Origin of the sequence: Methanosarcina flavescens, assembly GCF_001304615.2 — an archaeon.
Classification (GTDB): Archaea; Halobacteriota; Methanosarcinia; order Methanosarcinales; family Methanosarcinaceae; genus Methanosarcina; species Methanosarcina flavescens.
Window position 1 is genome coordinate 699,543 of the sequence record NZ_CP032683.1, and the last position, 22,570, is coordinate 722,112.

Annotated in this window: 16 protein-coding genes; 8 read left to right on the top strand and 8 right to left on the bottom strand. The window is 42.0% G+C overall.

Translation table 11 applies throughout. The features are described 5' to 3' along the window. Window positions 1-41: 41 nt before the first annotated feature. From AOB57_RS03030 to AOB57_RS03055, 6 genes are read right to left on the bottom strand one after another with little or no spacing between them, the layout of a single operon-like run. A complete protein-coding gene (locus AOB57_RS03030; RefSeq protein ID WP_054298572.1) occupies window positions 42-1,055 on the bottom strand; it encodes a glycosyltransferase family 4 protein in 1,014 nt (337 codons plus the stop codon). Then, window positions 1,052-3,376, bottom strand: coding sequence for a glycosyltransferase family 4 protein (locus AOB57_RS03035; protein ID WP_054298573.1), 2,325 nt, complete (start codon window positions 3,374-3,376; stop codon window positions 1,052-1,054). Before AOB57_RS03035 ends, AOB57_RS03030 begins: the two co-directional genes overlap by 4 nt. Before the next feature lie 8 nt (window positions 3,377-3,384). Then, entirely contained in the window at window positions 3,385-4,728 is a 1,344-nt protein-coding gene (locus AOB57_RS03040) for a class I SAM-dependent methyltransferase (protein ID WP_054298574.1), read from the bottom strand. Between the two features lie 5 nt (window positions 4,729-4,733). Next, on the bottom strand, window positions 4,734-5,984 hold the full coding sequence (locus tag AOB57_RS03045) for an ABC transporter ATP-binding protein (protein WP_054298575.1): 1,251 nt from the start codon (window positions 5,982-5,984) through the stop codon (window positions 4,734-4,736). Continuing rightward, window positions 5,984-6,763 carry an ABC transporter permease gene (locus tag AOB57_RS03050; protein WP_054298576.1) on the bottom strand — a complete coding sequence of 260 codons (780 nt, stop codon included), beginning with the start codon at window positions 6,761-6,763 and terminating at the stop codon, window positions 5,984-5,986. Before AOB57_RS03050 ends, AOB57_RS03045 begins: the two co-directional genes overlap by 1 nt. Continuing rightward, window positions 6,732-7,832 carry a glycosyltransferase gene (locus AOB57_RS03055; protein WP_054298577.1) on the bottom strand — a complete coding sequence of 367 codons (1,101 nt, stop codon included), beginning with the start codon at window positions 7,830-7,832 and terminating at the stop codon, window positions 6,732-6,734. Before AOB57_RS03055 ends, AOB57_RS03050 begins: the two co-directional genes overlap by 32 nt. A gap of 703 nt (window positions 7,833-8,535) precedes the next feature. Here AOB57_RS03055 and AOB57_RS03060 point away from each other — a divergent pair. Then, window positions 8,536-11,031, top strand: coding sequence for an oligosaccharyl transferase, archaeosortase A system-associated (locus AOB57_RS03060; RefSeq protein WP_054298578.1), 2,496 nt, complete (start codon window positions 8,536-8,538; stop codon window positions 11,029-11,031). Between the two features lie 476 nt (window positions 11,032-11,507). Here the strand turns inward: AOB57_RS03060 and AOB57_RS03065 are convergent, their stop codons facing one another. Beyond that, on the bottom strand, window positions 11,508-12,974 hold the full coding sequence (locus AOB57_RS03065; RefSeq protein WP_054298579.1) for a DHH family phosphoesterase: 1,467 nt from the start codon (window positions 12,972-12,974) through the stop codon (window positions 11,508-11,510). Window positions 12,975-13,474: 500 nt separating this feature from the next. Between AOB57_RS03065 and AOB57_RS03070 the strand changes: the two genes are divergently transcribed. The 7 genes from AOB57_RS03070 to AOB57_RS03100 all read left to right on the top strand — a co-directional run bounded on the left by AOB57_RS03070 (window position 13,475) and on the right by AOB57_RS03100 (window position 19,265). Continuing rightward, window positions 13,475-14,983, top strand: a complete 1,509-nt coding sequence (locus AOB57_RS03070) for a bifunctional ADP-dependent NAD(P)H-hydrate dehydratase/NAD(P)H-hydrate epimerase (RefSeq protein WP_054298580.1) — start codon at window positions 13,475-13,477, stop codon at window positions 14,981-14,983. A 178-nt stretch (window positions 14,984-15,161) separates the two neighbouring features. Continuing rightward, complete coding sequence (locus tag AOB57_RS03075; RefSeq protein ID WP_054298581.1) at window positions 15,162-15,347, top strand: hypothetical protein; 186 nt, start codon at window positions 15,162-15,164, stop codon at window positions 15,345-15,347. Window positions 15,348-15,376: 29 nt separating this feature from the next. Continuing rightward, window positions 15,377-15,844, top strand: coding sequence for a cyclic pyranopterin monophosphate synthase MoaC (moaC, locus tag AOB57_RS03080; protein ID WP_054298582.1), 468 nt, complete (start codon window positions 15,377-15,379; stop codon window positions 15,842-15,844). A gap of 212 nt (window positions 15,845-16,056) precedes the next feature. After that, window positions 16,057-16,908, top strand: a complete 852-nt coding sequence (locus AOB57_RS03085; protein ID WP_054298583.1) for a ribose-phosphate diphosphokinase — start codon at window positions 16,057-16,059, stop codon at window positions 16,906-16,908. A gap of 61 nt (window positions 16,909-16,969) precedes the next feature. Next, entirely contained in the window at window positions 16,970-17,680 is a 711-nt protein-coding gene (locus tag AOB57_RS03090; protein ID WP_054298584.1) for a hypothetical protein, read from the top strand. 635 nt (window positions 17,681-18,315) lie between these two features. Continuing rightward, window positions 18,316-19,104: a C15orf41 family protein gene (locus AOB57_RS03095; RefSeq protein WP_054298585.1), complete on the top strand. Its 789-nt coding sequence runs from the start codon at window positions 18,316-18,318 to the stop codon at window positions 19,102-19,104. Beyond that, window positions 19,101-19,265, top strand: a complete 165-nt coding sequence (locus AOB57_RS03100; protein WP_167829520.1) for a hypothetical protein — start codon at window positions 19,101-19,103, stop codon at window positions 19,263-19,265. Before AOB57_RS03095 ends, AOB57_RS03100 begins: the two co-directional genes overlap by 4 nt. A gap of 51 nt (window positions 19,266-19,316) precedes the next feature. Here the strand turns inward: AOB57_RS03100 and AOB57_RS03105 are convergent, their stop codons facing one another. Then, window positions 19,317-22,541, bottom strand: a complete 3,225-nt coding sequence (locus AOB57_RS03105; RefSeq protein ID WP_054298586.1) for a DNA double-strand break repair ATPase Rad50 — start codon at window positions 22,539-22,541, stop codon at window positions 19,317-19,319. Window positions 22,542-22,570 lie beyond the last annotated feature (29 nt).

Here is a 22,570-nt window from a genome sequence, read left to right on the forward strand (position 1 = left end):
AGTAAATTTGAATTTTAGGATTTCCTCAGGAGTTCTTATAACTATGAGGTTCTTAATTTTTCCGAAAAATCCTCAAAAATCTTCCTTAATTCTTCATCAGTATTGAACAGAATATCATTGTCCTCAAGTTGTTCAGCCAATCCTCCAACATTGGAAGCTATGACTTTTTTGTTAAATAGTTTGGCTCTGCCCAGCACTCCAGAACTCCAGATCTCCCTGTAAGGAATAAGTATTACATCACTGGCAGTGATCCAGGTATCAAAATCCTCATCTGACAGGAATTTTTCCTCAATGTGGATCTGAGGATTTTTAGCTGCCATACGTTTCAGTTCTTGAAGGTAGGAAGTATACATGTCCCACTCGATCCTGATTGAACCTACTACGTAAAGATGCATTCTCTTATTGTTAATATTCTGGAACTCCCTGACAGCCCTATCGTACCCTTTGTGTGGCTGAATAAATCCAATACACAGGAAAATTACAGCGTTGGAAGGAATCCCAAGTTCTTGTCTTGCCTGAGACTGAGGAATATCTCTGAATTTGTAAAAATATGCATTTGGAGCTCTTAGTTCGTAATTTTTTCCTGTTAAATCAAAATAATATTGCTTAAAGTCATCAACCTCTTTTTGAGTATGGAAAACGAGTTTGGGGCATAATCGCCACTTAATCGTTTCTAAAAACCGGGCTGTAGAGTGCCTGTGTGTTCTTGGGAATTCGTGTACGATAACCTCAAGCTTTTTTCTCAGGAGCAGAAAGGTAAGGTAAAAAGAAAGATGAGTGCATAAAATCCTAAAAAGGTTTTTTCGATTATATTCTTCGTAATAAAAGGATTCATGATATTGAATTATTACCTTATCATAAAAGATTGTATACTTTAGAATCTTGAGAAGGTTTGCTCCCCCCTTCAAATTAAGTGTGAAGTCACCTCCATTGCCTTCAAGAGAAATAACATCGACAACGTTGCCACCGTTTCTTAAAAACTTTACCATCTGATAGGCATAAGTCCCGATCCCACATTTTTCAGGTGGATATGTCGAAACCATCAAATATTTCATTTTGAATTCTCCATCAGGTTAACTATTTTCTCACCTGCTGTCCTTGAGATATCACTCCAGTTGTACTTTTCGGCGAGTAACCTTGCGTTTTCAGAGATTTTTTCCCGTAGAAGGGGATCATTAAGTAACATTTCAATCGAAGCCTGAAAGTCATTCAGTTCGGCAATAACACCATTCTCAAGGTTGGTAAAACTTATTCCTCTTGAACCTACAGGAGTGGTTATTACATTTAAGCCGGCAGCCAGGTAATCGAACACCTTGACGTTAGTCCCAGAGCCCTGGGTCACAGGATTCAGGGCAATATCGGAAGATAATAAGATTTTTGATTTATCCTCAGAACTAACAACACCCATCAGGACTACGTTTTCTCCTAGTGAGTTTTTAATTTCGCTTTTGAGGTTATCACACACACTTCCGACAAGAATGAAGGTTATATTTTTGAGGGAAGGAGCGAGCTGTTTACAGATATATTCGGCTGCATCATCATTGGGTTTATAACCCCCACTGGCAAGAAAAACAGCCGTTACTTTTCCTTCAAAACCATAATGAGCTTTTAAGGCTTCTTTTTCATCAGAACTGATAGGAGCCACACTGTCCACCGATGCTCCATTCGGAACCAGAAGGATTTTCTTGCTATCTATTCCATAGATTTCGGAAAAGGCTCTGGAATCTTCGTCTGAACAGACAAAAATCAGGTCAGAGTCATTTGAAAGCTCTTTTTCAACCCTGTACACGTTATTTACCAGATATCTGCCTATACTCGTGAAATTCAGGATTTCTTTCTTAATATTATATTCCAGATTGTGGGAATCGTAAATGAGCAGCGGTTTCTTGTCCAGGACTTTAATTTCTTCTTTCACATAAGGATATACCCAGGGATGTGATACTATAACAACGTCTGCTTCCCTGCAGAGTTCTGATAGTTTCTGCTGGTATCTGGGAGTGAACTTCATTAAAAGGGGAATTGTAACATCTAAAGTCGTTTTTCTGCCGCAAAGCCTGCTGAAGATTTTATCGATTGCTATGTGGGGAACGGTCATTGGCACAAGTGCCTCAGTAAAATTGTCGGCAAGTTTCTGTTCCCTTTCTTCAGGTCCCAGCCAGTCAAATGTACCAAGGTAAGTAATGTCAAAAAGATCAGGATCAAAGTTCTTATAGAGTTGATAGATCCTGACTCTACCTCCGCCGATGGGCGGATCTAAAATCTGATTATCCGTGACGAGAGCTTTTATTTTTTTTGAGGTCTCATGAAGAAAAAACTCGTTCTTCTCCAAAGGCTCAACAGCATCAATTTTGTCTTCTGAAGAAAGGAGCCTGTCAATAACATTCTGCCAGGAGATCTCCTGAACAAGCCTGTAACCTTCCTCACCCATTTTCCGGGCATGAGACGGGTTTTCAACTAAATAGTTTAGCTTCTTTGCAATTTCCCGGGGATCAGGCTCAACAATAAACCCACTTAGCTCGTCCACGACAATTCTTGCAGGTTCTCCGGAATCCAAGCAGGTAATTACAGGCTTTTTACTCTGGAAAGCCTCAACGGTTATCAGGCCATAATCTTCGTTAACTGGAACAAAAGGAACGACAAGAGACTTCGAATACAGGTCAACCAGCTGATCGTCATTAATCCAGCCGATAAAAGATATTCTCTTATCATGTTTTGCCAGTTGCCTGTAGTAAGCTTCATCTTCTCCCCTGCCCGAAATTATCAACCTGATATCACTCTTTACATACTTCATTGCATTGATTATAAGATCCGGCCGCTTCCACCGGTGCAACCGTGTCGGAAAGAAAATGAACTTGCCTTCTTCCGGCTCTTTAAAATTCTCAATCTTTGGAGGATGATGAAGTACCTCAAAATTAACAGCCTTCCAGAAATCGTCCACTGCGATCATTCTTTCGTATACCGGAGCTCCATTGACAAAATGTTTTTTTATCCTTGACGGAGCCAGCCCGTATTTATCAAATTCATGGATAAGCCGTCTCTGTTTTTTCTTTTCCCTATCCGATGAGCTGAACTCCATATCAAACATATCATAAAAAACACGGATCGTATGCAGGAGGTATGAGACATGATTTCTATGTCTGATCATGTATGTGGGTGCCTTTGTTGAGATGACAAGATCATAAGCATCAAGGTTAAGGTAAAAGCAATTAGAGTATGCTTCAAGAATTCCCTCAAAACAGGACTCATCTACAGGAACCTCTATATGGGCGACCGAGTGCCCTTTATTTTTAAGAGCCCCCACCAAGCCATCATAAAAGTTTTCAGCTCCTCCTTTTTCTCCTGTAACACTCCGTGGAGTGACAACCGCGATCTTCATTTCTTCACCTATTTTTTGCCTATAATCGCATAGTCTTGCGGGCCATATAGCCTGTAATTAAGAAGATCGATATTGTAGTTGTAGACCTCAACTGCTGCCTTTTCTCTTTCATTCATATCGTCCGAGGTTTGAATTTTCTTTAACCTCAACTCGTCCGTTACAGGTGAGATAAACTCAGTTTTAATATCTCTAAAACCCGATGATTCAAACAGAAACTTAAGTGTCTCAGGATGTACGGGTTTTATATGTGTAAGGTCTATGTAAAAGTTGGCAAAGGAGTAGAGTGACAGTGGATTTACGGTTTCGGCAAAGAGATAATACCCATATTTCAATTTCTGGTAACATAACCTCAATAGTTTTACAAGATAAGCGGGTTCAAGATGTTCAACGACCTGGTCAATAAAAATACCATCAAGGGACTTATCTGGAAGCTGCTCAAGATATAAGATCGCATCAATTTTTTGAACATCAAACCCTTTTGATATACAATAACCGACCATATCATCGTCGATATCAATACCTTTTACTCCAATTCCTTCACCGTTTAGCAGTTCTAAAAACTCCCCTCTGCCGCATCCTATGTCCAGAACGTTTGAACAACCCCGGAAATACTCAAGGAATTTACTTTGTCTCTGCTTGATATCATCTCTTGATCCACGGAACTTTTCTTCAAAGAGAAAATAATTTAATGAGAGTCCTTCAGATTCAGAGGTAGCAACTTTTTTATCCGTGAACCTGTTATTATTCTCTATTTTCTCTGTCAGTAACCTGTTCAACCACGCCTTGTTTTCAATATCAAGATTTATAGAGGAAACAACTGAAGTTATTTCTCTGTTAATTTTTTCATAAACATCAGACTTAACATCCAGAATTTCACTTTTGAGTTCTCTGGAGATTTCAGACTTTAGTTTTGAATTTTCGGAGTAAATTTCATTATCTAACTCCGTAGAGAGCTGCACAACTTTCTCATCGAGCGAAATAATCCTGTTGATGAGGCTTTCCAGTAAGTGAGCAACGCTTTCGTTAAATTCGTTTTGCTTTCGTATAGTGGGGTCGACATAACGCCTGACCTCTCCGTGAACCAGTTCCCTTCCTTTAATAAGGAACCTGCCTGAAAGGGGGCGATGAGAACTTATAAAATAGCTACTGTTCTCTATATTCCAGTTTGACTTAATATACTCAAGATTCCTGTGGATACTACCTGAATCTGGAGTTTCGGGGATAGAAGGGAAGTAATCTCTACCTGCAGTCTCACCTGCAACACTTTTCTTTCTGCTGCGGATATCATTCTGGATTTTTTCCATTATTTCCTCAACATTTATTTCTTCTTCATAGATTTCAGATGTATCCATAGGCCTCACACCTTAAGTTCGTACTTCCAGCTACAATCTACCTCGAAAACTCCGGCATTCCTGCTTACAGGGATAACATCAAAGGAGTATTGCTTATCCAGCCAGTCATAAGGTTTCTGGTCCCTTGTATGCACGGCTACTGTCAGCAAGAATCTTCCATTAAGCATGGGGATCCTTTCAATTTGCAGATCAAGATGCCCTGAACCCTCTATGTGATCAATTATTAGGTTTTTAAGTTCGGTATTGGTACCGAAAAGATGGTCACCCTTTTCAGAATACAAAGCAATTCCGAACACAGGATCTGCTATTTTCTGATTGGCTTTGTAATATATCCTGATTTTCATCGGATCAAAGGAGTTAAAACGAGTGTTCTTATTGCCGAATTTGTCGTAAAACTCTACGGAAGTAATTTCAACCTTCCGGTTGCCCCAGCGATTTGCTTCATTGTGCTCCCCTTCTTCAGGAAGTTCAGTTTCAGTTTCGGCTAACGGGACCTGAGATGCTTCAACCGCCTCTTCACTTTCCTCTGTGCTACCACCATATACGTATTTGTCAATGACATCTCCTGTGTCCCCAAGAGCTACCTGCACTCCTTTATGGAGAAGAAGAGTTTTGTCACAGAACCTTCTTACAGCGCCCAGGTCATGGGAAACGAAAACTATTGTCACTCCTTCTTTTCTATACTGATTAAGCACATCGAGACATTTCTGCTGGAATTCCATATCTCCTACAGCCAGCACCTCGTCCATCAAAAGCACTTCAGGGTCAGTCTGAATCGCTGTAGAAAAAGCTAATCTAACCTGCATGCCTGAAGAGAAATTTTTCAGTTTGGTATCCCTAAACTTTTCAAGCCCTGCAAACTCAAGCACATCATCAAGTTTACTTTCAATTTCTCGCTTTGAGATCCCCATGATGGTTGCATAAGTCCTTACATTTTCAGAAGCCGTAAAATTTGGCTGAAAACCTACCCCTAGTTCAAGGAAAGGAGTGATTTTCTTATGCACTTCTACGCGCCCTCGTGTAGGGCGTAGAATGTTTGCTATGATTTTCAACAGGGTACTCTTACCACTGCCATTTTCTCCGATAATTCCAAGAGCTTCTCCTTCATCTACCGTAAAGTTGATGTCGTTTAGAGCATGGAAAGTCTCGTATTGCGGAGGTCTAAAAGCCCCTACAAGAGACTCAAATACGGTATTTCTTTTCTCATGGGGTATTTTAAAAATTTTGTGGAGATGCTCGACTTCAATCGTATGCATCAAATCTCCTCCGCAAAGCCGGGTTCCAGTTTGGAAAAGACGACATAACCTATTATGAGGAATAATATTGATGAGGCGAACATAAACAGGAGGTCTTCAAAGCGTGCCGGTGTAGAATAGATTACAGTATTCCGTGCAGATATTATTATCCGTGACATCGGGTTGAGAAGAACAATTTTTTGCATAGTTTCAGGCAGGAAGTCCAGGCTATACAGGATAGGGGTTGCAAAGAAGCCTGCCTGCATAAGTACGTCCCAGATAAACTGAACGTCCCTATAGTAAACATTGAGCGCTGAGAGTGTCAGGGAAACTCCCAGAGCAAGAGTGAAAAGAGAAATCAGGATTAAAGGTGCATATAATAAATTAGAAGATAAAGGAACCCTGAAAAACGCCATAAATATGAAAAACACAACAGATTCAAAGATACTCATAAGTAGAGCTGTGATGCAGGATGAGATTACAAAAATATCTCTTGGGAAATAGATTTTTTTAATCATATCCGGCCTCCCTACTATAGAAAACAATCCGATATTTGTAGATCTGCTCAGAAAGTTCCATAAGATTATGCCCATTAACAGAAATAGCTGATAATACTCTACCTGAACTTTCATGAGATTGGAAAATACAAAGTACATGACTGTCAGCATTAAAAGAGGTTCAAGAAGGGACCAGAGGTACCCCAATATGGAATTTTTATATCGGAGTTTGAACTCTCCCCAGGATAGTTTCCAGATTAACTCCCGATATTTATATAACTCGCTTAAATGCTTCAGGATCATCACAAATCACATTTTTTATTTTTTTAGTAAAAATGGAAATATCAAATTCTTTAGCTCGGTTGAAACATGCATCCTGATAAGAGTTAGGTCTGCAAGATATGAATTTAACAGCTTCTATGACACTGTGGATATCTGCGTTTATAAAGATCCCTGTTCCTTCGGTTACTGTTTCCTTGAATCCCCCTTCGTTTACGGCTATTACGGGTTTTCCGCTTGCCATAGCCTCCACAGGTGTCATCCCGAAATCCTCATCCATAGCAGTGCAGATAATACCTTTACAGCGGGAGTAAGCATCAAGCAGTTCAGCTTCCGAAATCTCACCCAGAACTTTTACATTCCGCGGTAAGTTCTTAACTATATTTTCCGCATAACCTTTTGCATGATCGCCTTTAGAGTAACCTCCGACGATAACAAGTTCTTCATCTGGCATTCTTCTGAATGCCTCGATCTGAATTTCCACTCTTTTCTCAGGGTAAAGGCGGTTTACTGAGAGCCAGAAATTTCCATATTCCCTGCACGTAAACTTTGAAGTTTCCACGGGAGGATAGATTACCTGAGCATCCCTTTTAAAGTATTTTTTTATTCTTCTTGAGGTATTCTTTGAGTTAGTTGCAATTTTACAAACGTAAGAAAGGTAATATTCCGAAACTGGCCTGTGAAGCCAGACCCAGATCCGGAAAAAGATTGAAATTAATAAGGATTGTCTGTTGAGAAAGGTATGGTAGAGATCATAGAAAGCCCGTGTAGGAGTGTGGCAGTAGTACAGGTTGGGCTTATGTTTCTTTGCTGCAAAGTGTGCCCAGTTGCCTGAAAAGATAAAGAAATCATATTCTTTTGAAAAGTCACAGGCTGCAAAGTAAAAAGATGCGGAGATCTGCTTCAGAGGAGGCACTTTTGGGGTTTTTCCCAGGCTGATTATGCGTACATCAGAGTAGCCCATCTTTTTTACGGATTCCGTGTTTAAGTCAGTAGTGATAACATCGGCATTGAGATATTTTGCCAGCATAAGCACCAGTTTCTCTCCACCACCAATTGCTCCGAAATAATCATGAAATATGGCTACTTTCATCGGTTTCTCACTTGTTTCAGGGTTTTAAACAGGTTAAGAGGCTGCCGGTCATCGAATCCAGATGCAAATTCCAGCGCAGTGGAAAAGCATAAGTATCTGGTTTTCTAATGTGCAGGATTCCGATCCTATCCATTAGCCAGTAGTATCAGGGGCCTCAGTTAGTGATACCAGACCTTTCTGTTAGCTGTTAGTATGTTAGCTGTTAGTAGTTGAGCTTTTTACTGGTGATATCAGGTTTTAAATCCTTCTATTTGTGGTACAGATTGATTCAGATTTTTTGTTGATCATATCAAATTTTTATAATAGTATCAAATCTTTTATTAATATCAGGGCTTTTATTAATCAGGGCTTTTATTAATAACACTACAGTGTTTACTGGTGGCATCAAATTTCTGCCAAATACAGATTTCTCACGTATTATCAGATCTTCCACTAGTAATACAATACTAGATCTTCCATGAGTAATAACGGATATTTTCGCAGTCTCAGAAATTCATTAAGCTCAACGGTTATAAGTATATTGAAAATTTCATATCAACATTATGAGAGGTATATATAACATTTGCCAGATGAGGCTGTGAATCAGGAGTATTCACCTTTTCATCTAGATTAGACAACCTTAAAGTTATTATATTAATTCAATACTATCAAAGATTAATTCACTTAAAAGTACAATAACGCAAACAGATAAAAATTAAGAGAGATGGTTACAACGAACAAAGGCATGAGATGTCCGGCGGTAAAACGGCCAGCGAATAATTTAAAACTCAGTATTATTGCTCTGACTGCAGTTGTGATAGTTGCTTTTCTCATGCGCATGCTGTCATACGCCTCAGTCACTGCAAACGGAAGCATAACTTTCAATGGATATGATGACTTCTACCACATGCGGCGCATTTTATATACAGCTTCCAATTTTCCCCATTCCCTTAATTTCGATTCTTACATAAATTACCCTCAGGGCTTTGAGATTGGGTGGCCGCCTCTTTTTGACCTGTTAGGCGCTCTGCTTGCAATGATCCTGGGAGGGGGACAGCCGGATTTATATACCATCGAATTCGCAGGAGCCCTGCTGCCCTTACTTCTGGGGATTCTGACAATAATTCCTTTATATTTTGTAACTAGCTCGGTATTTGACAGAAAAACCGCGCTTCTCGCAGCTTTCATTTTTGCAGTGCTTCCAGCACACGTATACATATCCCGATTTGGAGCGGTTGACCACCATGTAGCAGAGACGCTTCTATCAACTTCAGCTTATGCATTCTTCATATTTGCCTTAAAATGGGCAGGTGAGGGATCTCTCTCCCTGACATCTCTTAAAAACATCTCTTCCGACAAGAAATATATTAAAACGCTGGCTTCCGCAGCAGCATCCGGGCTTTTCTTCGCACTACTGATTTTCACATGGATAGGAGCTCCGGTTTTTGTGAGTTTTATTGTGCTTTACGCATTCATACAAACCACACTCGACCTCAGAGCCGGGAAAAATTCCGATTATCTTCTTATCTGCACCATTACAAGCCTTCTTGCAACACTTCTCTTTACTATTCCTCTTGTAGCAAGGTCTGTGCGCCCGGGCCTTGAGATGAGCGCAATGTACCTATCCTGGTTCCAGGTACTCTATGTATTGAGCCTGGTGGCAGGAACCCTAATCCTCTGGGGTTTTTCCTCATATATCTCGAAAAAGGATCTGAACTGGAAATACTATCCAGCCATCTTGATACTGGTCTCAGGGTTAGGGCTTCTCTCCCTCAGGATTCTTTCTGCCGAATACTATGCTTTCGTAATTGAGGGAATGAGGTTCTTCCTAGGAAAAGGTGAATACATAGGTACGATTGCTGAAGCTGTGCCATTATTTTTAACAGCGCAGGGAAAGCTTACTTTTTCGCCAGTACTATCAAGCCTGGGACTTTGCTTCCTTGCAGCTCTGGGAGGATTTTTCCTGCTTTGCCTTGAGTGGAGAGGAGAAAAATCAAAGCCTGAAGGGATATTTTTCCTCTTATGGTCAATTTTCTTTGCATATTTAGCAATTTCCCAGAGGCGCTTTTCCTATCTGTTCGCAGTAAACGTTTCAATTCTTACCGCGTACTTCCTCTGGGTATTACTCGAGTCCTTTGACTTTGAGGCTGAAGTAAGGAAACTGATCAAGTCAGGACCAATAACCGCGAAGAACTCCACGTCTGCACTTAAGGAGGAGAAAGAAACAAAGTCAAAGAAAAAATCAAAACAGAAAATAAGCAATACATTAGGCTCGAAAAAGGACCAGCAGCCCGATTACTTCAAAATTGTCTCATCCGTGGCACTGATAGGGCTTGTATTTATACCCTGCATATGGTCCGGGTTTGCTTTTGCAAAAGAAGGAGGATCGGTTGATCCTGAGTGGAAAGAAGCTCTCACCTGGCTTGAAGCCTCAAGCCCTGAGACTTCGAATTACCTTGAGCCTTCCGAAACTCCCGAGTACAGTGTTTTGAGCTGGTGGGACTATGGAAACTGGATTGTTTACCTGGCAAAAAGACCTGTCGTTTCAAACAATTTCCAAACCGGCATACAGGACTCAGCCCATTTCTTCACAACTGACTCCGAAGAAGAAGCAAAGGCAATTATGGAGAAGCTCAATGTAAAGTATGTAATAACCGACAAACAGATGGCGAGCGGCAAGTTTGGGGCTATTGTTGAGCTTGCAGGCAAGGATATTGAACAGTATTTCAAAATTGAAACTGTTAAAGGGAAAACTGGTCTTGAGACCGTTGCAACAGCTAAAAATGAATTCAAGAATACCGAAGTATACAAACTTCATGAACTCGACGGATCAAATCTTGGAAACCTGAGACTTGTTTATGAAAGTTCTATCCCTGAGGAAAAGGGCGGCAAGAAAAATGATGTAAAGATATTCGAATTCGTCCCAGGAGCTAAACTCTCAGGTACTGCAAGCCCGGGACAGAACGTTACTGCCACCCTTGTGCTCAACTCGAACACAGGTCGGGAATTCACTTATCAGAACACGGCAATGTCAGATAAAAACAGTTCATTTGAAATAACCGTACCTTACTCAACCGAAAATACAGCACATGGAGTTAGAGCTGTATCGGCTTATTCCGTGAGTACAGGAGGGAATGCTACAGTCTCAGGAATCCAGGTAACGGAAGATGATGTCCTGAACGGGAACCGGATAGAAGTGAAGAGCCTGGAGACGAACTGACATCCCCTGAACCTGACTCTTAAGTCTGTGAATCAGGGAGAAGAAGCTTTACAAATACTAGTGCTTTAGAAAAATTAGAAAATTTACAAAAGATCGGAATTCAAAAAGGTTAGGAATTTAAAAGAATTAAGAGGCTTACAGAAGTTAGGAAACTTAAAGAAATTAGAAGTATTAAAAACATTAAAAAATGAATGGAGGAAGAAGAAGCTATTTTCCCATTCTCCGGTCTCTTTTCTTCTTTATTTTTATCTCTTACTATCCTGTATTCTATCTTTTCTCATCGCTTCTTCCTTTACTATCTCGTATTATTTCTTTTCTTATCGTTCTTCCTTTACTATCTCGTATTATTTCTTTTCTTATCGTTCTTCCTTTACTATCTCGTATTATTTCTTTTCTTATCGTTTCTTTCTGAAGGGGATTTCAATGTTTTGAGAGAATGATTTCAGTTGTGGTTATCTACTAAAATCTTGGAAACCTTATTCTCCCGTACTTTCGACTCCGACTGCACTCAGGAACCTTTTGACAACGGCTTCATTAACCAGCCTCAGTAAGGTCTGCCGGTCTTTCGTAGCACTGAAAACCCCGAGGGGAATCTGGGCTCCTGCTGCGTTTGCATGCCCACCTGCATCTTCACCGAAAGCTTGGCGCATGATTTCACCCAGGTTAATCCTGATATCGTTACTGCGCCCGGAAATATAGATACGGTCTTCAGTGACCCCGAAAACTACAGTTGTAGAGATTCCCTCAAGGCTCAGAAGGTAATCTGCAGCCTGTGGGAGGGTATCCCTGTCCCGTATATTGCCGACATTTGAAAGAAGATAACTTCCCAGCACCTGCCGGTTCCTGATGGCTTCTCCAAGCACATCAAGGGTTTCGATAGCCATTGAGGGCTGCTCAAGCTGATCTAGAATCCCGTGATTCGAAAGGGGGTAAAGGTACGAAGCAGCTGAAAGGTCTGCAGGGTCGGTCTTCCGCTTGAAATCCTGGGTGTCAGTCCGGATCCCATAGAGCAGAGCCGTTGCAAGGGTTTTGGAAATATTGATATTGAGCTGCTGCAGGTACTTTGTCATTATAGTAGCAGTTGCCCCGAAATTCGGCCGGATATCTATATACTCAGCTTTTATTTCGGCATCCCCGGGTGGGTGATGGTCAATAACAACGCCCACATAAGAATTTGGGGGAACCATATTATTAACGCCGGGAACCGAGCAATCTATCAGGGCGATTTCATCGAAGTCTTTCAGGTCGTACTCTTCCATCTTACCAAGGTCAATCCCGAGCAGATTTAAAAAAGCTTTGTTTTCCTGATGCCCAATCCTGCCATGATAGAGGATGCTTGCTTCGACCCCGAGGGTCTTTGCAATCTCTTTCAGAGCAAGCCCGCTTGAAATAGCATCCGGATCGGGGTTATCATGAATAACAATGGCAAGTTTTTTATCCCTTATCCCTTTTAGCCACCGTGCAAGCCTATTGCCCCTGTGAACCGACTCGGCTCTCTCGAGGGTACGGGAAAGGGAAGTCGCAACAAGCTTGGAAGGCATAAATACATAGTCTGCCCCGAGATCTTCCATTTTTTCCTTGTTAATAATGTCCGAAGCTCTGGAAAAAAGCTGAACATCAGGGTTAACTACCATTTTGAAATTTTCGATGCCCTTCCTGTTCGCCTCATTATTGGATGTCAGGAAAAGTATAACAACGACGTTTTTAAGGTCAATCTTATCGACGAGCTCAGGATCAGAGATATCGCCTACAATGGCCTCAAAGCCTTCCTCTCTGAGAGTTTCAACCTTAGCTTCGTCTTTATCAACGATGATTACGAGCTTATTGCTTTCCCTGAGCTCTTTCGCAAGCGCAAAACCAACACTTCCACTTCCCAGAACAAGGTATCTGGGTTTGACTGTATTTTTAAGATTGCTATCTGCATCCTTTGAAAAATTAGGCAAAAATAGTCCTCCATGCTTTTATAAGTCCAGACACGTGCAAAGGAAAGCAAACATTTGATCAGAATCCTGCTTGTTCACGTTTTACTACAGTTAATTAACTCTAAGGCTAGCTGTAGTTTTAGACCATTTCCTGGTGGTAATTACTCTTACTAAGTTTAGTTTACAAATCATCTCTTTTTATGAATCATCATTATACGTTTTTATGAATCATCCTTATACGGAATTATACTCAATGAATTATGCTCATAAGGAATTAATAACATTTTTACGGAAAACTAAGTAATTGCGGTATTATGTAATACCGGAATGTAATGTATATAGTTAATGATATCAAATAGGTTTCCTTGGTCTAAAATACAAAGTAAATCACTTCAATTACTCTAGAGATATATAATAATTTCTATGGCAGTATATAAGCCAGGAAGTTAAGGCTTGCAGAAATCTTCAAAAGGTTAACAAGTAACAGGATACCAGATTAAATAAGCAGGCAGGTAACTACTATGAAGTGCATCAGTTCTTTGAGAATGAAAGCAATAGACAGAAATTGTGAGTGTCTTGGACTTCTACTTATACAGTTAATGGAAAATGCAGGAGCCGCTATTGCACAGAGTGTCCGGGAAAAGCTTGAAAGCGGCAGGGTACTTTTTATCGCAGGTAGGGGTAACAACGGAGGGGACGCTTTTGTTGCCGCCAGGCATCTCGCAGGCTCTTCAGGTTATATAGTAAAGTTAATCCTGCTGGGAAAAGCCAGGGATATCGGAACAAAGGAAGCTTTTCACAATTTCTCCCTGCTGAAGTTCAGCCGTGTAGAAGTGATTGAAATAACGGATTCGAGCCAGCTTGAAGCAGAGGCTTCGGACTGGTACTCAGAGGCTGACCTGCTTGTAGACGCTGTATTCGGAACCGGGATAAAAGGGAAGATAAAAGAACCCGAATCCACCGCTATTGATTATATAAATCGGGAAGGAAGAGCCGGAAAAACAATAATCTCGATTGATATACCCTCAGGACTTGACCCTGACGGCGGAAGCTTTGAAAAAGCCGTGCATGCAGGACTTACAGTCACTTTTCACCGTATGAAAGCAGGGCTCATGAGCGAGAAGGCAAAAGAGTACACTGGAATTATAAGGGTTGCCGAGATAGGAATTTTTGCCGACGCCGAACAATATACCGGACCAGGAGACCTGATGACACTCAATAGGCGGGAATCCTCGGGACATAAAGGCGATTCCGGAAGAATCCTTGTTATAGGAGGCGGCCCGTACTCGGGCGCTCCTGCACTTGCGGCTCTTGCAGCCCTTAAAGCCGGGGCAGATCTTGTAACCGCAGCAGTCCCAGCACATGTAGCAGAAATCGTGGCATCTTATTCTCCGAACCTGATCGTCCGAAAACTTTCTTCGAATATTCTCTGCCCTGAGGATCTCTCAATCCTTCTGGATCTCATAAATTCCCACAATGTAGTCGTGATGGGGATGGGATTGGGGAGAGCACCAGAAACCCTGGAAACCGTCCGGAGAATCCTTCCCTTTTGCAGGAAAGCAGTCCTAGATGCTGATGCTCTTGCAGCCCTATCAGGTACTATCTTTGAAAGCCTTGCAGGCAACTGTGATTTGATAGTAACCCCACACGCTGGAGAGTTTGCTCTCTTGAGGGATATGAGAACCCCTGAAAGCCAGGATTCCTGCATTAAAGCAGTCAGGGAATTCTCGGAGAAAGAAGGAGTTGTAACACTTCTAAAAGGAAAAATCGACATTATTTCGGATGGGAAACAGACCCTGCTGAACAGGACAGGAAATGCAGGCATGACAGTTGGAGGCACAGGTGATGTCCTGGCAGGGCTTACAGGATCACTATTTTCCAGAAATCCCGCCTTTCTTGCGGCTGCCTGCGCAGCGTACATTAATGGGGCAGCAGGAGATCTTGCTTTTGAGAAAGCAGGCAATGGGCTGCTTGCAACAGACGTTCTGGAAAAAATCACCGAAATAATTAAAGAAGCTGATATTGGATAAAAAGATTAAAAACAAGCTTTAAAGATATCAGTCTGATACTGAGATACTGGATTCTGGAAATGCTGTATTATAATTAATTTATCGTTGCAAATTATCTAACGGTAGAATTTATTTAGCGCTAAGATTTAAAAATCCATTTAAAATATTCTAATGTACTCGGGATAGGGAGGCATTTTATATGGTTCAGGAAATTGGAAGAAAAATCGAGCTGGAAATCGAAAGAAACCGGATAAGAATTAATATTTTTCATGGAGAAGATGAACAGATCATAAAACTCAACCTTGAAGAAGCCAGAGAACTTGTAAATAGGCTGGAAAAATTAATCGAAGACTATTCAAAGAGAAAACAGATCAGAATTGATTGATTCGAGATTATAAAAAACACGGTGATTATGTGGAAAAGCAGTTTACTCACATTGAATCCGGCAGAGCGCGTATGGTAGACATTAGCGAAAAGAGCGAGATTCCAAGACTGGCTCGAGCTGTTGGAGAAATTATGCTTTCCAGGGAAACCATAGAGAAGATAAGAACCGGAACGGTGGAAAAAGGCAATGTGCTTGCAACTGCTCGAGTTGCAGCCGTGCTTGCGGTTAAAAAGACACCTGAGATAATCCCGATGTGCCACCAGCTCCCAATCACAGCCATAGATGTGGATTTTGAAATCGGGGACGGAGTAATTTCAACTGTAGTTGAGGTCAGGACTGTGGGGAAAACAGGGGTTGAGATGGAAGCTCTTACAGGGGTTTCGGCAGCTTTGCTGACTATATGGGATATGGTTAAATCGGCGGAAAAAGATGAAAGTGGGAATTACCCCAGTACTTCAATACAGAATATTCGGGTGCTCGAAAAGCTTAAAGGGTGAACTTTTGTAACTACTAAGCCTGCTGAAGATGAATCAATGATGTTGATTTTGATGTAACAGATAACTGTGATCGATAACCAGCGATCTTTTCACGTAGACTTTAATGAGAAATTCTTAATTATAGACTGAATTGTAAATGCCCAGGGTAAGCCCATAAAAATAAGCTTTTTAAAGGATAGGATATATCAAGACGGCAGACTGAGGTATATATCTTGAAGATCATAGGTGGACCAGCATCACAATTACTAGCCAGCCGCACTGCCCGAGCTTTAGGGACAGAGCCTGTGCTCTGCGAGTTTAATCGCTTCCCTGACGAGGAACTTTATCTCCGAATCACAGAAGAAATCGAAAACGAGCGCGTGACCCTTATCCAGAGCACGCCCACCGACTCGGATCTTGTTTCCCTGCTCCAGCTTATTGATGCCTGTGAAGGCGCAGGTGAGCTCAATGTTGTAATTCCTTACATGGGATACGCCAGACAGGATAAGAAGTTCAAACCCGGAGAGCCGATCAGTGCTCGCGCAGTTGCCCGCTGCATCAACGCTGACCGTGTCTTTACCATAAATATCCATGAAAAAAGCGTGCTTAAACACTTCCCCAGCCCTGCGGAAAACCTTGATGCAGCTAAACTGGTAGGGGAGTATATTGCAGGGCTTGGCTTGAAAGATCCTCTTCTGCTCGCTCCTGATTCCGGAGCCGAAGGACTTATAAAGAATATCTCTTCAGGGCTGGGCTTTGATTATGACCATCTTGAGAAAACAAGGCTAAGCGGGGATACGGTTGTAATCAAGACAAAGAATCTCGATGTGACAGGCAGGCGTGTTGTCCTTGTAGATGATATGATTGCAACAGGCGGAACAATGGCAGAATCCATCAAAATGCTCAGAAATCAGGGAGCAGCAGACGTTTATACCGCCTGCGTACATCCCGTACTTGCAAGGAATGCAGCTTTAAGGCTCTTCAATGCAGGAGTAAAGGATATAATCGGAACCGATACCCTTGAGAGAGCCGAGAGCAGGTTGAGTGTTGCCCCCCTGATTGCAGACGCCCTTAAAGGACTCTGATAAAAATACTTAAATTTTTATTACCGTTAACTATTTTTTATATATTGCTATTTTTAGTAGTATGACCCTTCCAGAAGTTTGCCCTCTTGATGAAAACCAGACATGTAAAGGGCGGGAGTGCCATCTCTTCTGCCTTGAGTGGAGAACGAGAGAACCCACCTGCCTTATAGGTTACAGCACAACAAGTAAAATTAAATCCGGGAAAGTGGACCGCAACAGGGATACCTATGCTGAAGATACTTTCCGCAAATTAGGCAGGCAGCCCCATTCTAAAAGAAAGAATGCCTCTGAAAAAGGGGATTGGACCCCCACAAGGCTCATAGAGAGACCTACGAAAAGACCTGCAGAGAGAAAAGAAGCAAGCTTTACTCAGAGCCAGGAGTTCCAGGAGGCTATTACAAAAACTCCTGAGAGATCCAAGAAAATCCACGACAAAAGGCTGAGAGAAAGATATAATGCCAGTGAAATCGAAAAAGCCTCTATAAGGCTGGAATCCAGATTGAGAGAAGAGCCGGCAGAACAGAACCCTATCATCTGCGCAAAAACGCAGCCAAGAATTCAGGAAAAGCCGAGAATCCCGGATAAAGTCATTTCAAGAGATAAGCACACAACAATCTTTGCAACCTTTGATACCGATAAAAAAAATAACTCTTACCTGTTAAGGGGAGAAAAAGCAAAACAGCCCCCAGAGAACAGGGAAAAACGTAAGAAGCTTGACGAAGTGATGGAAATAGACCTTCCTGACACTTACGATGAGGATTTCTGGAGTTAAACAAAACCGTTGGCCTATAGCCTTTTGAAAAAAGGATTGACTCAGCCGGCATGATCAAATGGGGCAACGCAAGGCTTTTCAAAACCCTCCGCGCCGATACCATTGCACCGCAACCCTTTTACGAAAAGGCTTGACCGAAACCGTTGCGCCGGTTTATCACGCTGGATAGGGTTTGGGGATAAGGTTCTCAAATCCAAAAGCTTACCATTTTCGATAAAACCTTTTCTCAAAAGGCTTTTGTTGCGTCGCTTGACCACGCTGTTGCCAGGGGTTTTCGCTCAAGCCTTTTTTCAAAAGGCTTGTGAAAAGGTTTGCTTAGTTAGCTATACTCCATCCGGAAAATAACCCGAATATACAGGCAGAAATTCCGGAAGAAGGTATTTACTCGCGAAGAAGAGATATCCTCTTCACCCCAGTATCCGAAATAAGTCGGCATTACTCTGTCAAGACATCGACTGTTCCAGGTTTTGAGGCATCGATTATGATTATAAACTATGAGCATAGAAGGAATTATGAGGAAAATCAACTGAACGTCTGAGAGAGACTTTTGGTATCGTAAGATTTTCATCTTTTATGCCGCTTAACTTTAATTTTACCTGCACGGGAAAAAACAAAAAGAGATATGATGATTCAGGATGGACCGCCAGACATATCAGGAAATATACAGTTCACTGCATGACTTTAAAGATGTTTTCCGCCTTTCGGAAGAATACTCTAAACCTGTTGGAGTGATTGCAACAATTCTCAACCAGAAAGTTGTGAAAAAGACGAGATTCAAACACAGGAGAATTTATTCCAGAGAAAATGAGCTTTTTTTAAAATGGAAACAGGGACGTACCATTCTTGATCTCGCAGAATACACAGGCTTTCCTCCGACCCTCATGGCATCACTTATTATGAAAAATTGTGAAATTCCCAAGAAAAGTATAAACTGGTTTTTTAAACATGTAGATTCAATCGAAAGTCGCCGCCTTAGAAGAGAAGTCAAAAGAGCCCTGGAAGCTGATCATTTCTTTTCCCCCCATGCTCACGAGATGCAGTGTAAAAAAGGCGAGATGGGAGAAGCACTCATCCAGAAATGGCTCGATGACAGAGGAATTCCATATTGCACCGAGGCAGAGATTCGGGCTAAAGGAGAAGGCAAGACCCCAGATTTTGTGCTTGCAGACCCTGTATGCATAGACAACCTCATGGTCAACTGGATTGAAAGCAAAGCCTTATTTGGAGATGACTTCGAACACGAGCATTACTCGAAGAAGCAGTTTAGAGAATATGCCGAAATCTTCGGGGAAGGTATGGTTGTTTACTGGTACGGGTATCTCGAGGACCTCCCTGCAGAGGGCTACCTCGTAAAGAACTTTAGCTTTTTTGAGGAATATAAAGAGGAACTTGATGAGCTATTTAATTATCTGGTATACTGGTGAACCGCAAACTTTTTCAGAAAAAGTTTGATCAAAAACCTTTGAAAAAAAGCTTGAGCGAAAACCCCTGGCAACAGCGTGGTCAAGCGACGCAACAAAAGCCTTTTGAGAAAAGGTTTTATCGCAAACTTTTTAGAAAAAAGTTTGATCAAAAATTAGCATGACGGCGTGGTCAAGCGCGCAACGGTTTTGATCGAGCGACGCCACGCGTGAGGTTAAACTTTTACAATAGACGACATATTGGTAAGAGGATCTTTTTCTACCTGGAAGACATGGTCTGCGGAATCTATTAGGGTTTCGTCATGGGAGACTACAATAATCTGACCTACCCCTATGCTGCGCATCAGGTCTATGAGTTTCAAAAGCTGGTTTATATGTCCGCGGTCCAGGAAAACAGTGGGCTCGTCTAAAATCATGGGCGGAAGCCCATCTGCCCTGTCACCACCAAAACCGAGAGCAAGAAGTCTGTAGATAGCGCAGCGCAGGACAAGATTAAAAATGGCACGTTCTCCCCCGCTGAGGAGTTTGGGCTGAAGAGGCGTACCGTCTTTTCTGTAAACCTTAAGGTTATACTCCGAGTCGAGTTCTATATGGGAATATGCATTGTTCGTGTACATGAAGCTAAACATTTCATTCAGCAGGGTAGAAAGGGCCCCTATGTTTCTTGCCCGCATATCAGCCCGAACACGCACATACATGTTCTCAAGATCCTCAGCATTACTGTACACGGCTTCAAGATATAGCTGTCTGTTTTCAAGAGCTTTGAGTTCTTCTTTCAGCTCATTGCGGCGTTTTAAGCTGTTCTCGATCATACCGGCTTCTTTTAAAAATGCATCTTTTGAAGCTGTAATTTGTCGGATTTTCTCGGAAAGGTTTGCCTGATACGCTTCAAGCAGAGCACGTTTATTCTGGAGATCTTCAAACCTATGTCCCTGTAGCTTTCTCTCAAGCTGTTTCACCCGCTCATTTCTTTCAAGGATTTCCCGGTCAAAGAAACCGATCTTTTCCGTAAGGTTCTTTATGGAAGCTTCAAGCTCGGAAATTTTGTGCTTTATGATATCCATGCGGAGCAGATTCGCTCTGAGCTTTTTTACTTGCAGGAGGAGATTTTCGCTTTTCTGATGGGCTTTTTTTGCCAGGTCTTCTTTCGTCCTCAATGCCTCAAGCTCAACTCCCAGAGCCTTGAGTTTCTCCTTCTCCAGATTCTCACGTTCGGCAAGTCCTATCAATTTTTCATTGAGCTCTCCAAGCCTCTGCCCATAGTTTTCAATCAGTGTAAGAGATGTCCTTATTTTTCCATTCAGGACATCAATCTCCGAAGCGTTTTCAGCAAGCTTTTTCTCAAAGGCTTTTGCCTCCCGAAGAGTTTTTTCACTCTCGCTGTGGGCTTTCCTGGCTGCTTCCTCCCAGCCCTGAAGGGCTTTTATATCGGGTAGGAGCTGACCCATTTTAGTTTCAAGTTCCTGCTTTTGCCTGTTAAGTCCCTCGAGTTTAAGGGAATCTTCCTCAATCCGGGTTTTATGGATCGTTATCCTTTCTTGAATCTCTTTTGCTTTATTCCTGAGTTTTTCGATTTCCAGGTCGTAATCCGAGATCCTTTTCTCCAGCTTTTTTGCATCCTTTAGTCGGTTGAGCTTTTTCTCAATCTCAGCCTGCTGGAGCTTTATATCAAGAAGTTCTGCTGCAAGCTTTTCTTTCTTCTGTTCAGATTCCTCTGCCATGCAGGCAATCTCTGAGCCTTTAAGCTCCTGCCCACAGGTTGGGCATTTTCCTTCGGCAAGCAATTGCTGGTTTTTACGGAGTACCTTATCAAGCTCTCTGATGGTCGCCTCAAGCTCTTTTTCCCGCCCATGCAGCCTGTTTTTATTCTCCAGAAGCAGTTCACTTAGAGATTCCAGATCCTCAAGCTGTTCTCCGGTGAACCCAAGCCCCTTTAGCCCTGTGGAAGCTTCGGACTTCTGTTCCTGGACCTCCTGAACTGCCCTTGCATTCTCCCGGAGCTTTTCTTCAAGGATCTCAATTTCGGTTTTGCCCTTCTGGACCGCGACCCTGAAATTTTGAAGTTCCTTATCAAGCGTGAGAAGATTTATATCTCCGGTTTCTTTTTCTTTGAAGGCAAGAGCAAGCTTTGTAGAGGCTTCGTTTCTCCTTTCATGCAATAGGCTCTCTTTTTCTTCCAGTTCCTTTATAAATAAGGAAATTTCATAGGTTTCGGAGAAATTTATAGCATCTTTCGCAGTTTCCTTAAGTCTTTTATTTTCTTCCTCGATTTTCAGGATACTTTTCCTGTTTTTTTCGATTTCCCTATTTGTAGCTCCTATATCAGCCCTGCACTGCATGAATATCTGTTCAACCTCAGCCTTCTCTTTTTCAAGGTCACTTAAGGCCTGAGTGTGGATTTCCTTTTCCCTTAGAAGGAGAGCAAGTTCTTTTGAAATCCCATTCATCTTTTCCCTGACAAGGAACTCTTCTTTTTCCTGTTGCAAGCTCAGTGTCTCAATATCAAGGTCTCCAAAGCCGCATTCTTCCCGGATAGAATTATTTTCCCATTCCAGTCCGAGCAGAACCTGCCTTTGCTCATGGGTTTCTCCTGAGAGGATTTCTCTTTCCCTGATGCAGCTAGCTTTACTCTCCTGGGATTTAAGTAGGGCCTGTTTCAGAGTGTTGATTTCTTGAAGTCGTTCCCTGTACTCTGCAATCATCATATCGAGTTTTTCTTTTTGGGCTGCTGCAACCTCTTTATCTTTATTACATTTTTCTAATGCTGCATCGCATTCCTTTATCTTCTGCCTGAGCCCGTTCAGCACTGCATGTGGTTCCGTACTTTCAATTTTCTCGATTTCGGCTTTTACGGCTGAAAGGTTGCTACCTACATCCCTTTGAAGCCTTTTGACAGCCGTTTTTGCACTGCCTGCTCTTTCCCTGTACTCTTCAAGTTTTCCAAGCTGTAAAAGGTCATCTATCATGCGCTGCCTGTCTCTTGGTCTTGCATTAATGAGTACATCAATTTCGCCCTGCCGGATGTAAGCGCAGTTCCTGTATGCCTCTTCATCCATATTTAAAAGGGAACAGACCTCTTCGTAAGTCCGTGTAGCCTGATCGACGATACATTCTCCATTGGCATAGAGTACGCATTTTGAGTTCGAAGCATTTTCACTTTTAGACGAATACCTGAAAGCTTGTTCGATAAGATAATCCTGCCCTAAATGCTCAAAACCCAGGCTTATTTTCGCAGTTTCAGCCCCTTTAAAGATTACATCTGCAAGCACAAAATCCTTTGAGAGGATTTTACTCCCGAAAAGCCCCATAAAACAGGCTTCAAGCAGGCTGGACTTCCCGCTCCCGTTAACCCCGGAAATGACTGTAACTCCGTCTTCAAATGTAAAATCCAGTTTCTTATAACTCCGAATGTTTTCGATATACAGGTTTTTGAGCTTCAAAGGTAATCACCAAGATTATACTGTCTTTT